The sequence below is a fragment of the Macrococcus equi genome, from assembly GCF_047426745.1.
GTDB classification, from domain to species: Bacteria; Bacillota; Bacilli; order Staphylococcales; family Staphylococcaceae; genus Macrococcoides; species Macrococcoides equi.
The window spans coordinates 273,440-288,514 of the sequence record NZ_CP179732.1 but is presented as its reverse complement, the minus strand read 5'-3'; the positions used below and the strand labels follow the sequence as shown (position 1 = coordinate 288,514).

General features: G+C 34.8%; 17 protein-coding genes. 11 read left to right on the top strand and 6 right to left on the bottom strand.

Features of this window, described 5'->3' with window-relative positions; all coding sequences use genetic code 11:
• Nucleotides 1-245 precede the first annotated feature (245 nt).
• The 9 genes from ACMGE6_RS01440 to ACMGE6_RS01400 all read left to right on the top strand — a co-directional run bounded on the left by ACMGE6_RS01440 (nt 246) and on the right by ACMGE6_RS01400 (nt 9,351).
• Nucleotides 246-1,154, top strand: a complete 909-nt coding sequence (locus tag ACMGE6_RS01440; RefSeq protein ID WP_414054176.1) for a CobW family GTP-binding protein — start codon at nt 246-248, stop codon at nt 1,152-1,154.
• A 14-nt stretch (nt 1,155-1,168) separates the two neighbouring features.
• Nucleotides 1,169-2,035, top strand: coding sequence for an aldo/keto reductase (locus ACMGE6_RS01435; protein WP_414054175.1), 867 nt, complete (start codon nt 1,169-1,171; stop codon nt 2,033-2,035).
• Between the two features lie 185 nt (nt 2,036-2,220).
• On the top strand, nt 2,221-2,958 hold the full coding sequence (locus ACMGE6_RS01430) for a DeoR/GlpR family DNA-binding transcription regulator (protein WP_414054174.1): 738 nt from the start codon (nt 2,221-2,223) through the stop codon (nt 2,956-2,958).
• 11 nt (nt 2,959-2,969) lie between these two features.
• On the top strand, nt 2,970-3,881 hold the full coding sequence (gene pfkB, locus ACMGE6_RS01425) for a 1-phosphofructokinase (protein WP_414054173.1): 912 nt from the start codon (nt 2,970-2,972) through the stop codon (nt 3,879-3,881).
• A gap of 17 nt (nt 3,882-3,898) precedes the next feature.
• Nucleotides 3,899-5,803, top strand: coding sequence for a PTS fructose transporter subunit IIABC (locus ACMGE6_RS01420; RefSeq protein ID WP_414054172.1), 1,905 nt, complete (start codon nt 3,899-3,901; stop codon nt 5,801-5,803).
• Between the two features lie 189 nt (nt 5,804-5,992).
• Nucleotides 5,993-6,766, top strand: a complete 774-nt coding sequence (locus tag ACMGE6_RS01415; protein ID WP_414054171.1) for an alpha/beta fold hydrolase — start codon at nt 5,993-5,995, stop codon at nt 6,764-6,766.
• A gap of 198 nt (nt 6,767-6,964) precedes the next feature.
• Nucleotides 6,965-8,308 carry a hemolysin family protein gene (locus tag ACMGE6_RS01410; RefSeq protein ID WP_414044797.1) on the top strand — a complete coding sequence of 448 codons (1,344 nt, stop codon included), beginning with the start codon at nt 6,965-6,967 and terminating at the stop codon, nt 8,306-8,308.
• Complete coding sequence (locus ACMGE6_RS01405) at nt 8,301-8,600, top strand: DUF3817 domain-containing protein (RefSeq protein WP_414044796.1); 300 nt, start codon at nt 8,301-8,303, stop codon at nt 8,598-8,600. Before ACMGE6_RS01410 ends, ACMGE6_RS01405 begins: the two co-directional genes overlap by 8 nt.
• 46 nt (nt 8,601-8,646) lie before the next feature.
• Nucleotides 8,647-9,351: a pseudouridine synthase gene (locus ACMGE6_RS01400; protein ID WP_414046812.1), complete on the top strand. Its 705-nt coding sequence runs from the start codon at nt 8,647-8,649 to the stop codon at nt 9,349-9,351.
• A gap of 251 nt (nt 9,352-9,602) precedes the next feature.
• Here ACMGE6_RS01400 and ACMGE6_RS01395 read toward each other — a convergent pair whose 3' ends face one another.
• Nucleotides 9,603-10,388 (bottom strand): TIGR00266 family protein, encoded by a 786-nt coding sequence (locus ACMGE6_RS01395; RefSeq protein WP_414044795.1) that lies wholly within the window; start codon nt 10,386-10,388, stop codon nt 9,603-9,605.
• Nucleotides 10,389-10,517: 129 nt separating this feature from the next.
• Between ACMGE6_RS01395 and ACMGE6_RS01390 the strand changes: the two genes are divergently transcribed.
• Together ACMGE6_RS01390 and ACMGE6_RS01385 are read left to right on the top strand one after the other, a co-directional pair.
• On the top strand, nt 10,518-11,354 hold the full coding sequence (locus tag ACMGE6_RS01390; protein WP_414054170.1) for an aldo/keto reductase: 837 nt from the start codon (nt 10,518-10,520) through the stop codon (nt 11,352-11,354).
• A 99-nt stretch (nt 11,355-11,453) separates the two neighbouring features.
• On the top strand, nt 11,454-12,182 hold the full coding sequence (locus ACMGE6_RS01385) for a YwiC-like family protein (RefSeq protein ID WP_414054169.1): 729 nt from the start codon (nt 11,454-11,456) through the stop codon (nt 12,180-12,182).
• 37 nt (nt 12,183-12,219) lie between these two features.
• Here the strand turns inward: ACMGE6_RS01385 and ACMGE6_RS01380 are convergent, their stop codons facing one another.
• The 5 genes from ACMGE6_RS01380 to queC form a co-directional block, all read right to left on the bottom strand.
• Nucleotides 12,220-12,477, bottom strand: a complete 258-nt coding sequence (locus ACMGE6_RS01380) for a GlsB/YeaQ/YmgE family stress response membrane protein (RefSeq protein ID WP_414044792.1) — start codon at nt 12,475-12,477, stop codon at nt 12,220-12,222.
• Between the two features lie 110 nt (nt 12,478-12,587).
• Nucleotides 12,588-13,190 (bottom strand): hypothetical protein, encoded by a 603-nt coding sequence (locus ACMGE6_RS01375; protein WP_414054168.1) that lies wholly within the window; start codon nt 13,188-13,190, stop codon nt 12,588-12,590.
• A 64-nt stretch (nt 13,191-13,254) separates the two neighbouring features.
• Nucleotides 13,255-13,965 (bottom strand): 7-carboxy-7-deazaguanine synthase QueE, encoded by a 711-nt coding sequence (queE, locus tag ACMGE6_RS01370; protein ID WP_414054167.1) that lies wholly within the window; start codon nt 13,963-13,965, stop codon nt 13,255-13,257.
• Nucleotides 13,962-14,375: a 6-carboxytetrahydropterin synthase QueD gene (gene queD / locus ACMGE6_RS01365; protein ID WP_414054166.1), complete on the bottom strand. Its 414-nt coding sequence runs from the start codon at nt 14,373-14,375 to the stop codon at nt 13,962-13,964. The genes queE and queD overlap by 4 nt, the downstream gene beginning before the upstream one ends.
• Nucleotides 14,372-15,040 carry a 7-cyano-7-deazaguanine synthase QueC gene (queC, locus tag ACMGE6_RS01360; RefSeq protein ID WP_414054165.1) on the bottom strand — a complete coding sequence of 223 codons (669 nt, stop codon included), beginning with the start codon at nt 15,038-15,040 and terminating at the stop codon, nt 14,372-14,374. The genes queD and queC overlap by 4 nt, the downstream gene beginning before the upstream one ends.
• Between the last annotated feature and the right edge of the window lie 35 nt (nt 15,041-15,075).

The window sequence follows — 15,075 nt, the reverse complement described above, 5'->3', positions numbered from 1 at the left end:
CCTCCTAAATATGTATGCTAAACAATTAATGTCATGTTTACGAATACATCTATGTAGTAGTATACTCTATAATCATGAAATAACCTAATGTGTTCTTATTTAACATATTATATTTATAAACTTTTTTCAAGCTAATTTATAATCTTTTTGAATGTAAAATGTTAATATGTTCAAAGGTTTGGTCACGTTGCATTAAAATAAATTTTAATCTTATATTATATAAAATAAATAGTGGAGTTGATAACATGACAAAAGATGAAAAGATGCAAATATTAATCATCAGTGGATTTCTTGGAAGCGGTAAAACGACTTTACTTACACAATTCATTGCGCAAAATAAAAATAAAAAAATTGCTATATTAATGAATGAACTTGGGGGATTTAATGTAGATTCAAAGATTCTAGGGGATGATACACCGTATAATGAATTACTGAACGGTTGTATATGTTGTGATTTGAAAAGCGATGTTGCAATTCAAATTAGTGATTTGTACCATCGACACCATCCTGAATTAGTTATTATAGAGGCAACAGGCGTAGCACACCCCGTTGAGATATACGATGCATGTACAAATCCTGCGATTACAAAGATAGCTGCAGTACAAAATATTACAACGATATTAGATTGCTCAAGATATTTAAATCGTAATCAGCTATCTCAGACAACGCGACGATTAATGGAAGAACAGGTGCAATATGCACATATCGTTATCCTTAACAAAATCGATTTAATAAGTGACGATGAAAAAGAGCAGGTCATTGAGAGTGTAAAAGCATTGAATCAGAAAGCGACGCTTTATGAAACCTCGTTTTGTAAACTGGATAAAGATGCGCTCAATCTTTTGGGTGACAATATAACGGCTCATAGACATATTCATCACGGTATTCAGTCTGTTGTTTATGAATTTGGTGGTCCAGTTGATGCACGTCGTTTTGTAGAGTGGCTCAGACAATTACCGGAAAGTATTTTACGTGTGAAAGGTTTTATAAAGTTTAGAGAAAATCCAGAACAAGTCATTTTATTTCAATATGCCTATGGAATTCCACAATATGAAGAGGAGTTTATGAATCTGCCATTAAAATTAGTCATAATTGGTGAACAGCTTGATAAAGAAAAAATACTGAATCAGTTAGATATATTACAATTTAATTAAAGGATGTAGATATGATGAAGATGTCAGATGTTGTACAAGGCTTCTGGAGATTAGATACGTGGGATTATAGCAAAAATGAGCTTAACACATTTTTACATGAACTTGTATCAAATGGTATCACGACAATGGATCACGCGGATATATACGGAGATTATACTTGTGAGGCAATTTTTGGTGAAGCGCTGCAAATATCAAAATGTTTAAGAGATGAGATGCAGATTGTTACTAAGTGTGGCATCGTGTTAAATTCTAAAACGATGCCTCAGTTCAATTATCACAAGTATGATTATAGTGCAGAACATATTACCGCCTCTGTTGAAAGAAGTTTAAGTAACTTAAAGGTTGATGACATTGATTTATTATTATTGCATCGACCATCGCCATTACTTGATAGCGAGATTGTCGCCGACACTTTAAAAACATTAAATGAAAAAGGATGGGTGAGATCCTTTGGTGTTTCTAACTTTAAAGCGCATCAATTTGATGAACTGAATCAAGCGATGCAACGTGTGGGATTATCATTAGATTATAATCAGGTGGAACTATCTGCACTGACACTAGAAAATATTGAAGATGGCACACTTAATCATATGAAAAAGCAGCATGTTGATTTAATGGCATGGAGTCCATTAGCAGGTGGAGATATCTTTAAACCGGGAGAAGTAAATCATGTTATGTCTGACATAGCAAAGCAATATCAGACATCTATAGATGATATCGCTTATCGTTTTATCTATCATATACCATATAAAATTTATCCGATTGTAGGATCGAAAAATATTGAGAGAACAAAGCTTGCGCTTAATGCTAAACATCAACCGTTAAAAGATGATGAATGGTTTGAGATTTATAAAGCAGCTTTAGGGAGAGATATTTTATAAAAGAACTAAAATTTAACGACTCATTATGTATCGCATAGTTTAATCTATGCGATATTTTTTATGATATGAATGTTTTATGATGTTTATTCATCCATAATAGCTATTTTTGACCGTTTTTGACTGAAAAAGATTGACTTCATTTAGGGATTATTTTATGATAGGGGTGTATTAAAGGAGAGGTGCATATGCTAACGATTGAAAGACATGAAACTATACTGAACCTGTTAAATGCACATGATGTCGTTTCTTTACAACTTCTGATGGATGTAACAACGAGTAGTGAATCTACTATAAGAAGAGATTTATCAACACTTGAAAAAGAAGGTAAATTGATTCGCGTACATGGGGGTGCGAAGAAAAGTACTGAGAAGCATAAGGATGTTGCCTTTTCGATAAAGTCTACGACGAAAGTTCATGAAAAGAACCAAATTGCAAAAGTGGCTGCTTTACAAATTAAAGAGCACGATTGTATATATTTAGATGCTGGAAGTTCTACACTTGCAATGATTCCTTATTTAAATCAGCAGCATATCACTGTCGTTACTAACGGTGCGACGCACGTATCGCAGTTAGTTGACAAAGGAATTGAAGTCTATATGATAGGTGGATTTATCAAGAAAGATACTTATGCTGCAATCGGCGTACAGGCATTAGACAATTTAAAGCAGTTTAGATTTGATAAGGCCTTTATCGGTGCGAATGGTATTCATCCGACGTATGGATTAACAACACCTGATATTGAAGAAGCTTATATCAAAAAAATGGCGATGTCTATGTCTCAGAAAACATTTTTCTTACTGGATGATTCTAAATTTGATGAATATACATTTGCTAAAATCAGTGAACTGGAACAGGACAAAACAATCATTATTACGAATGCACAAAATGATAAAGTAAAGCCTTATGAAAAATATCTTTTATAAAGGAGGAGCCTATGATCTATACGATTACGTTAAACCCATCCATCGATTATGTAGTATTTACTGACCAGTTTAAGGTCGGAGATTTAAATCGCGCAACCTCGACTTTTAAATTCGCTGGTGGTAAAGGAATCAATGTTTCCCGCGTTTTGAAGACTTTAGATGAACCTTCAATTGCTTTAGGATTCACAGGAGGATTTCCAGGAGCATTTATAAAGCAGACATTAGAAACATCCGGCATAAACACACAATTTATACAAGTTGAAGAAGACACACGCATTAATATCAAGCTTAAAGGCGTAACAGAAACAGAAATTAATGCACCAGGCCCAAAAGTAAGTGATCAGCATTTATTGGCTTTATTATCGCAGTTGGAACAATTAACACAAGAAGATTTTGTCATTATCGCAGGCAGTGTACCATCTTCAATTCAACCAGATATTTATGCAGTGATAGCAGAGACACTGAGCAAGCACAATGTACCATTTGTGGTTGATGCAGAAAAGTCATTGCTTACGCAAACATTAAAACATCAGCCATTATTCGTAAAACCCAATAAAGCTGAACTTGAAGCGATGTTTGATGTACAGATTAATAATGATCAGGATACGATTGATGCAGCACGACAACTTCAGCATCAAGGTGCACAAAATGTACTTGTATCTTTAGGTGGGGAAGGTGCAATACTGGTTACTAAAGATGCATGTTACAAGGCAGTTGTGCCAGAAGGTAAAGTTATTAATACAGTAGGATCTGGAGATTCTACCGTTGCAGGTATGGTAGCAGGATTTAGCAAGGGAAAAGATATTATAGATAGTCTAAAACAGGCAGTAGCATGTGGTACGGCAACGGCATTTACTGAAGATTTGGCAACTCGTGAACAAATTGATGCAATCATAAATAACATTACAATTACTAAAATTTAAATAATAGGGGTGTAATCATGAGAATAACAGATTTGTTAAAAGAATCTACAATAGCTATGGATTTATCATCAACATCAAAAGATGGAGTAATTGATGAGTTAGTAGAAACGCTGAATAACGCAGGTATTTTAAATGATAAACATGCATACAAAGAGGCAATTCATGCGCGTGAAGCACAAAGTACAACAGGCGTAGGTGAAGGAGTAGCAATTCCACATGCTAAGACGGATGCTGTAGCAAAACCAGCGATCGCATTTGGTAAATCTATTGAAGGAGTAGATTATCAATCACTTGATGGACAACCTGCGACATTATTCTTTATGATTGCAGCGCCTGCAGGAGGCGCTCAGACACATTTAGATGCGTTGGCTAAGTTATCAGGCATATTAATGAATGAAGAAGTACGTGCACAGTTATTACATGCAAAAACATCTGAAGAAGTACTTGAAATTATTGAGCAGAATGATGAAGTAGAAACAAAAGAAGAAGTCATATTAGCGCCAACAGGTAACGCTCAAGATGAAAATTTGGTGTTAGCAGTGACAGCCTGTCCAACAGGGATTGCGCATACTTATATGGCAGCAGATGCTCTGAAGAATCAGGCGAAGAAGATGGGTGTACCGATTAAAGTTGAAACAAACGGTTCAGGTGGCGTTAAAAATAAATTGACGGATGAAGAAATTGCACGTGCCAAAGGGATAATTGTCGCAGCAGATGTGAATGTTGAAACAAATCGTTTTCATGGTAAGAACGTTGTTATGGTACCAGTAGCAGACGGTATTAAACGTCCGGAAGAACTAATTAATATGGCTCAAGATGATACACGCCCAGTGTTTGAAGCAAAAGGCGGCGCAGTAAAATCAAGTGGTACGAGAGAGAAAAAAGGATTCTATAAACACTTGATGTCTGGTGTATCAAATATGTTACCGTTTGTAATTGCAGGTGGTATTTTAATTGCATTAAGTTTTTTCTGGGGAATTAAATCAGCAGATCCAAAACACGAGACTTATAATGCTTTTGCAGCATTATTGAAAAATGATATAGGTGGCAGTGCTTTTACACTAATGATACCTATTCTTGCTGGATTCATTGCAAAAAGTATTGCTGATCGTCCTGGTTTAGCACCAGGTATGGTTGGCGGTATGATGGCAGCGAGTGGAGGCTCTGGATTCTTAGGTGCTTTAGTAGCAGGTTTTATGGCAGGTTATCTAATGTTGCTCATTAAAAAAGCGTTTGAATGGCTTCCTCAAGCATTAGACGGTATTAAACCGACACTAATATATCCAGTCTTTGGTGTATTAATAACTGGTTTACTGATGCACTTTGTGATCAATCCTCCGACAAGATGGTTAAATGAAGCAATGACCAATGGGTTAAATGGATTAAGTGGTACGAATATCATTATATTAGGATTAGTATTAGGTGGTATGATGGCGATTGATATGGGTGGACCTTTCAATAAAGCAGCTTATACATTTGGTATAGCAGCGTTAGAAGCTGGAAATAATGCACCGATTACAGCTGCAATGATTGGTGGTATGGTGCCTCCATTAGCTATCGCATTATCTATGTTAATCTTTAAAAATAAATTTACAAAAGTACAAAGAGGTTCAATCGTTTCAAATTTTGCGATGGGTCTTTCATTCATCACTGAAGGTGCAATTCCATTTGCAGCGGCAGATCCCGTACGTGTTATTCCTTCAATGATAGCAGGTAGTGCAACAGCGGGTGCTCTTGCTATGGCATTTGGTTGTCGTGTTCCAGCGCCGCACGGTGGAATATTTGTAGTGGGATTAGACAAAGCACACTGGCCAATGTTTATATTAGCGTTATTAATTGGTGTGGTTGTTGCAGCAGTAATTTATGGTTTAATCAAGAAAAAACCTACAGCAGAAGAATTAGAAGTAATCGAAGAGATATAATATTCGAGATGCACTTAAGAGAATTTCTTAAGTGCATTTTGCATGGAATCAATATTCAATGAAAACATATATTTCTCGGGAAATAGTCACAAATTCAAAATTATAAGTATAAAAATGTGATATAATGTTATGAAATCAGGGTATATATTATTATTAATTAAAGCTACAAATAGAGAACGGATGATCATTATGTTATATCACAAAACCTATATTAAAGATGAATCAGCTCCGTGGATTACGTTTATTCATGGTGCAGGTGGTAGCTCTACGATATGGTTTAAACAGATTAGATATTTTAGAAAAGATTTTAATATATTATTAGTTGATCTTCGAGGACACGGTAAATCGACTGAGGTTGTGTGGAAGAAAACTGATTCATTTGCGACGCTGGCAGATGAGGTAATAGAGGTTCTGGATGAGCTTCAGATTGAAAAGACGCATATTATAGGTATGAGTCTTGGTACGATTGTTTCTCAAACGATTGCTGATAAATATCCGGAAAGAGTAACGTCACTTGTTTTAGGTGGTGCGATTATTAATATTGATATTCGTACGAAGTTTCTGCTGATGGTAGGTCGCATTTCAAAGAATTTCATTCCATATATGTTGCTGTATAAATTATTTGCTTATATTATTATGCCACGTAAAGAACATGAAGAATCTCGTCTGGCATTTATTAATGAAGCGAAGAAGATGAGTCAGAAACAGTTTATTAAATGGTTCAGTTTAACGCGTCTAATCAATCCTTATCTTGGTCATCTGCAAGTTTCAACAAAGAAGATACCGACGCTTTTTTTAATGGGAGATGAAGATTACTTATTTATTCCACCTGTTCAAAAGGTCGTTGAAAATTATTCAAATTTTGAACTTGAAGTTATCAAACAATCTGGTCACGTCTGTAACATCGATCAGCCGGAAGCGTTTAATGAGCTTAGTCATAAATTTATTACACAATATTGTTAATTTAAGAGACTCTTTTACTACAAAGGGGTCTTTTTGTGATAAAATAACACTATCCGAATTTTATCTCAGGAGGTGACTACCATTGGGAAGGTCGTAATCTTAAAACAAAGTAACTTAAGTATTTGTAATACAATTTTTTGTGACTTTAGTAGTCACCATATATTAACCGGAGGTGAATCCCTAGTTTTAGGGAATTAATTGGACATACAAACCATATCGAATTTATTATTATTTGCAATTTTAATTATGTTAACAGCTTTATTTGTAGGATCAGAATTTAGTTTGGTCAAGGTTAGAACTTCAAGAATTGATCAACTTGTAAGTGAAGGTAACGGAAACGCTAAAATCGTACAGAATATGATTCATCATCTAGATTATTATCTATCAGCATGTCAGCTAGGTATAACGGTTACTGCGTTAGGGTTAGGTTGGATTGGTGAATCGACATTTGAAAAGGTCATCCATCCAGTACTACATTTAATGCACATTCCAGCAGACATGAGCAAGCCGATTACTGTAGGATTAACGTTCTTTATCGTAACTTTTATACATGTTGTAATGGGTGAACTTGCTCCTAAGTCTTTAGCCATTCAGTACGCTGAGAAAATGACTTTAGCTTTTGCCAGACCGCTTTATTTCTTTGGTTTTATTATGAAACCGTTAATTTGGTCAATGAATGGTACGGCGCGTCTTATTTTACGTATTTTTGGTGTTCAACCTGCAGACCACGATCAGGCTATGAGTGAAGAAGAGTTAAAGATTATTATGACGCAAAGTTATCAAAGTGGAGAAATTAATCATACTGAACTTGCGTATATGCAAAATATATTTAGTTTTGATGAACGTTTAGCAAAAGATATCATGGTACCTCGTACACAGATGATTACTTTAACGCAGCCTTTCAATATAGATGAGTTACTTGAAGTCATTAATGAACATCAGTTTACACGATATCCTATATCAGAAGATGGAGATAAAGACCATATTATTGGTTTTATCAATGTGAAAGAATTCTTAACGAAATACGCATCAGGAGACCCGGTTCGTATTAAGGATCATATACATGACCTACCTCTTATACATGAAGTGACAAGAATTAGTGACGCGCTTATTAAGATGCAACGTGAACGTGTACATATTGCATTAGTTATTGATGAGTATGGTGGTACAGCAGGGATACTAACGATGGAAGATATCTTAGAAGAAATTGTTGGTGAAATTCGAGACGAATTCGATGATGATGAAGTTAATGATATTATCAAGACAGGAGAAAATGCTTATCAAATCAATGGACGCGTGTTATTAGATGATATCGAAGAGAAGTTTGGTATAACATTTGAAGATTCTGAAGATATTGATACCATTGGTGGCTGGATGCAGGCACAAAATCCAGATATCGATAAAGATGATTATGTGGATACGAAGTATGATAAATGGATTGTACTTGATGCTGAAAATCATCAGATTAAAGCTGTAGCATTGCATAAAGAATTTAATGCTTCACGTAGCGCATTGAATGATGAGGATGAAATAGATGAATAATCAGACATTAAAAAGTGTATTTCGATTTTTTGGATTTTTAGAAGGTGGATCATTACTGTTACTGCTCGGTATAGCGATGCCACTTAAATATTTAGCAGGAAAGCCGGAAGTTGTTACAGTAATCGGGTCTATACATGGTTTTTTATTTACTGTGTATGTGATTACGCTAATTATGATGACGATTAAAGTGAAGTGGCCTTTAAAATGGCCTGCTTTAGGATTACTGGTAGCATTTATACCATTCGGTACATTTATTTATGACCACTACTTTGTACGTTCTAAATATTATTAAAAAGAAGAGCTGAGATGCTCTTTCTTTTTTTGGAGGTATTTATATGATGAGAATTAACAAATATTTATCTGAAGCAGGTGTTTGTTCAAGACGTGGGGCAGATAAATGGATTGAAGCAGGACGCGTGAAGATTAACGGAGAGTTTGCAGAAGTAGGGAGTAAAGTTACAGATGAAGATATCGTAACAGTCGATAATAAAGAGATTAAACTTGAAAAAGGATATGTTTATCTAAAGTTGAATAAGCCGAGAGGTATCACTTCAACGACAGAACGCCATATTAAAGGGAATATAGTTGATTTTGTAGGACATAAGGAACGTATTTTTCATATTGGAAGACTGGATAAGGATAGTGAAGGTCTGATTCTATTAACGAACGATGGGGATATCGTTAATGAAATACTCCGTAAAGAAGGACGCCACGAAAAAGAATATATCGTAAGTGTGGATAAACCGATTACAGATGATTTTATTAAACAAATGTCAGAAGGCGTGGAAATTTTAGATACGGTGACACTACCTGCAGTGGTTGAAAAAGTGAACAACAAAACATTTAAAATTATCTTAACACAAGGGTTAAATCGTCAAATCCGTCGTATGTGTGAAGCACTTGGCTATGAAGTAAAGCAGTTAAGAAGATTACGCGTGATGAATATTCTAGTTGATGATTTAAAGTTAGGTGAATGGAAAGACTTAACAGCAGACGAAAAAAGTGAGTTGTTCGATATGCTGGGATATACACCAAAGAGGTAGAGTGGTATTTTGAGATTCGTTTGATGGTTGCGATAAACACTAAATATCGCAACCAACTCAAGCGAGAAGTCATAAATAGATGTGATGGTTGCGATAAACATCAAATATCGCAACCAACTCAAGCGAGGAGTCATAGATAGACGTAATGGTTGCGATAAACACTAAATATCGCAACCATCCCAGCACCTAATATCTCTCCAAAAAATAAAAGCATCCTTAACCGCTTAAGGATGCTTTTACTATATTCAATTTTAATCATTAAACATGTCGAATAATCCACCGATACCACTTTCACCGGTTTGTTTACCAGTAACTGGAGCTGCAGCAAATATTCTTGATGCAAATCTTGAGAATGGTAACGACTGGATATAAACTGTACCTGGGCCTTGTAATCGTGCCAGGAAGATTCCTTCTCCACCAAATAATTTAGTTTTTAAACCAGGAACTGTTTGAATATCATAGTCAACTTCTTTTGACATCCCCACTAAACATCCAGTATCAACAAGTAAAACTTCACCAGGTGCTAATTGTCTGCGCATAATTGCACCACCTGCATGAATAAATGCCATTCCATCACCTTGCAGACGTTGCATGATGAATCCTTCACCACCGAAGAATCCTGCTCCAAGTCTTTTTTGGAAGGCGATACCGACACTCACACCTTGTGCAGCTGCCAGGAATGCATCTTTCTGACAGATAAATTCTCCGCCAACTTCAGCTAAATCGATAGGAATAATCTTCCCTGGATAAGGTGCAGCAAAATATACATGTTCTTTACCATGTCCACGGTTAGTAAATGTCGTCATAAATAAGCTTTCGCCTGTTAATGTACGTTTACCTGCAGAAAAAAGTTTATCCATGAAACCACTGCCGCCTGATGAAGAACCATCTCCGAATATCGTCTGCATTTCAATTGAAGGATTGATCATCATCATCGAACCTGCTTCTGAAACAACAGTTTCATTTGGATCTAATTCAATTTCTACATACTGCATATCATCGCCATAAATCTTATAATCAATTTCATGATTATTCACAATTGTCGCCTCCAATTATTTTTCTCCCATTCATTATACAAAAATTCTCAGGAAATCGCTTATAATAAATGTTTTATTTTTGAATAATAACATTGTTAGAAGTAAAATTTAGAAAAAGGAGTGAGATAAATGACACAAACAGTCAAGCTAAATAATAATGTGGAGATGCCGGTTTTAGGACTAGGCGTATACAAAATTTCTGAAGATGAAATGCAGCAAGTCGTAACAGCAGCAATTGAAGCAGGTTATCGTTCTTTCGATACTGCACATTTCTATTTCAATGAAGAATCGCTTGGTAAAGCCATAAAAAATAGTGGTGTTGCCCGTGAAGATTTATTTATCACGACAAAACTTTGGAACGATGATCAAGGCTATGACAATACAATAAAAGCATTTAATAACTCACTAAAAAAATTAGCTCTGGATTATATTGATTTGTATTTAATTCACTGGCCATGTCCGGATGATGACCGATTCATCGAAAGTTATCAGGCAATGGAAGCATTATATGCTGAAGGGAAGATTAAAGCGCTCGGTGTAGCAAATTTCAAAGAACACCATCTGGAACGTTTGTTATCAGTTGCTAAAATAAAGCCAGTCGTTAACCAGATAGAATATCATCCTATTTTTAATCAAAAAGCGTTACAGGATTTTTGTGAAGCACGTGATATTCACGTAACAGCATGGAGTCCATTAATGCGTGGTGGCGAACTTTTAGAAAATAGTACACTTCAGAATATTGCACTAAAATACAATAAAACAGTACCTCAAGTAATACTTAGATGGCACATTGATAGTGGTCGAATTGTTATTCCGAAGTCTAGTCATCCTGAACGAATTAAACAGAACTATGATGTTTTTGACTTTGAGTTGAGTACAGATGATCTTGCAGCGATTGATGAATTAAATAGAAGTGAACGTCAGTTTAAAGATCCTGACAAAGTTAATAGTGGTGACTTAAAATAAAATATTGAATAAAATACCTCGGAATCGTCATAAAATCGATATATTTAAAGAGGTATTTTATTTATATCTTTTAGTAAAATAGTTGGTGAGGTGATGACGATGAAATTTAAAAAACCAAACCAACATGGTGCATGGGCAATGATTATTATGCCCGTATTATTTGGTATGTTCTCAAGCGCTTTCAATCTATATCAAATATTATTTTTTATCAGCTGGTTTTTAATCTTCTTTTTTATTGATAATTTATTAATTTATGTTAAACAACGTAAAAAGAATATAGGTTATATAAAGGGGAGTCTATTATTCTTTGTTCTTGCAGCAATTTTTCTGTTACCTGTAATCATTCATGATTATCGTGTGATTCTCTTCTTTTTAGCAATGCTACCATTTGGTGCAGTTAATTTATATTTTGCTTCAATAAGAAACGAACGTCATCTATTAAATGATTTTAGTGCGATTACAATATTCTCGATTGCTGGAATGTTATCATTTTTCCTTGGTGCAGGTCAGCTGGATGAAAGAGTTATCTATGTATTTTTAATTAGTTTTCTGTATTTTGTCGGAACAACTTTCTATGTAAAAACGATGATTCGTGAAAAGAAGAATAAAAATTATAAGTACTTTTCATTTAGCTATCATATATTAGGTCTCATACTTGCGTTTATGATTCACCCGTTAATCGGTATTGCATTTATTCCGAGTCTTATTCGTGCAATAGCATTTTACGGTAAATCATTAAAGCCAATTAAAATTGGCGTGTTTGAAATTGCAAATGCTATATTTATTACGACATTTGTAGGCATATTTATGGTACAATATTTAAATTAAGAAATAAAAAAAGCCCTTGAAAAAGGGCTTTTAATAATTAACGACGTTTGTGCATCATTTGTAAAACGATAGACAAAATAGCGATTAATAAAATTGTACCAATTAATGCTGGAATTGGGTGAATATCTCCCCATTGAGGTCCGAAGCCAGGGATTAATTTACCACCAATCCATGCACCGATTAAACCTGCGATGATGTTACCAATTTTCCCACCTGGGATATCTGTACCCATAATCATTCCGGCAACCCATCCAACAAGTCCACCCACGATTAATGTGATAATTAATTCTAACATAAGTATTTCCTCCTAAATAATTTAAGCTTAGTATAAAAACGTTATAAGCTTTTTGCTTATAGTAGTTAATACCCGGGAAGCATATGTATAAACATATAAATGCAAATTATTTAAGTTTCTTTAAAAAGTAAGCTTCTTATGAGATAGAATATATAGCAAAGTCCAATGATAATATAGATGAAACTATAGGGAAGGAACATTGTAAGTAACATAAAACTTACAGTAAATAAGATTTCACCAAATTGTTTTGGATGTTTAATGTATCGATACGTGTTCATCATATCAATCTGAAACCAGCGTACAGGTCTATCAACTTCTGACAGTTGATAGAGTATTAATCCAAATATAAACACCGACACACTTAAATATGCACTAGACTGATAGATAGACTGTGGTGAGGTCAGTAATATAAATGGTATCGTGATGCAAAATGAAATTGATAGGAGAAAGTGAATAAAGCGATATTTTATATATATGTAATAGTGTTCGTAATGATAATATCTTAAATAAATATGTACAACACTCGTTACAGTGATAAAAAGAACGAATGTCTTTGAAATAAAGTTCGCTGTACCTATCAAAGGATAGTTGATGAGTACGATAATTAAGTTGCTGAATACCATGGGAATATATGATGACTTTAACTCAGTTTTGTAGAAATAGAGAAAAACTATCATGGTGATCAATCCATTAAGTAATAAAATTTTTTCCAATATTTCTACCTCCCTTATAAGTCACATAAAAGAATTATAACAAGTAAGACGTTTAATGCATAGATTAAACGCCTTTTTTGTTACTCCATAAGAGTGTATGAAGTTGTGGCAGCACATAACAGTCGTTCATTGTATGATCATTCATTACTTTATCGATTAGTGTCTCGAAACGATCAAGTAATTTTTGTGTATGGTTGTCAACAGTATCATCTAAATAGGGATTACCCACCTGTAAGTAAAATTTTATATTTGGATAGCGGTGATGTATAGATCGTGCAAACTTGTAATCCTCTTCATCAAAGATGACGACTTTTAAAGAAATTTTATGGAATTCTAATTGGTTGATGACAAAATCCAGTTGATTGATATCCTGCTGCATTTTTGAACTAGGCGGCTTTGGACTAATTGTTAACTGATCGATTTCAGTCATCCAGCTTTGAAACCTACTCCCTTGCGTTTCAAGGGCAACTTCAATATTTTTTTTATGCAATAATTGAACAAGATTTTCAATATGTTTGATCAATGCTGGGTTTCCCCCTGATATGGTAACGTGATTGAAATTGTCTGGGGCAATAGTCTGTAATCTTTCATAAATATCCTGAGCGGTGAGCAGCTCTATATCCTCTTTAGCACTGCCATCCCACGTAAATTTCGAATCACACCACTCACACCTAAAATCACATCCTGCAGTTCTGACAAACATCGTTTTGCGGCCGATTACTGCACCTTCTCCTTGTATTGTTGGTCCGAAGATTTCTAAAACTGGTATTTTCATTGTACACCTCTATATAATACGTAACTTGTTGGCGTTTCTCGCAGATAAACCTGTAGACATTTAGGGTTATGCGGTAATGTGCTTAAATGTTCCTGGATCATATCAAAAATTGTTTTTGCAACGAGTTCAGAAGAGGGCATCTTTCCCTTCATCTCAGGTAAATCATTGATTAATGTATGATCAAAAGTATCGTTAATAATTGATTTAATATCTCTAAAGTTCACTAAAAAACCCATATCATCAAGGGCATTGCCTGCAATCGTGATATTTACGAAATAAGTGTGACCATGTGTTCTACTGCATACACCCGCACGTTCATCAGGAATAAAATGCGCAGCAGAAAAATTCATATCTTTATTTAGTTCAAAAGCATAGGGGTGGTTAACTTGCGGGTAAATCTGTTGTATCATGATAAAACTCCTTTTTCTGTTAAATAATCCTCTAATCCTTGATTTCTAAGTAGACAACTTGGACATTCACCGCACCCGTCTGCAGGAATACCTTCGTAGCAAGTTAATGTATTCTGTCTGACATAGTCTAATTTTCCTAACTTGTCTGCTAAAGCCCAGGTCTCTTTTTTATCGAGCCACATGAGTGGTGTGTGAATTTCAAAATTTAAATCCATAGCTAGGTTGATCGTCACATTCAGCGATTTTATAAAGTTATCGCGACAATCAGGATAACCTGAGAAGTCTGTTTCACAAACACCAGTTACCAAATTCTTTGCTTCAATTTGGTAAGCTAGTGCTGCGGCAAAACTCATAAATAGTAAATTACGGGCAGGAACGAATGTATTTGGAATCGTCTCTTCATGCGTAATTTCTAAATTATGATTTGTCAATGCGTTCGGTGAAAGTTGAGATAGCAGAGACATATCAAGTATATGATGTTTTATATTTAAGTCTTCAGTTATCTTTTGTGCAATTTCTATTTCTAAAGCATGGCGCTGACCATAATTAAAAGTTACAGCTTCCACCTCGCTAAAGTTTTTCATAGCCCAGAATAAACACGTTGTACTGTCTTGTCCACCACTGAAGACAACAAGTGCTTTATTATTTTTTAGTATTTTCTCCATTATCTTTTCCTCATTTCAATAAAAAAAGACACTTT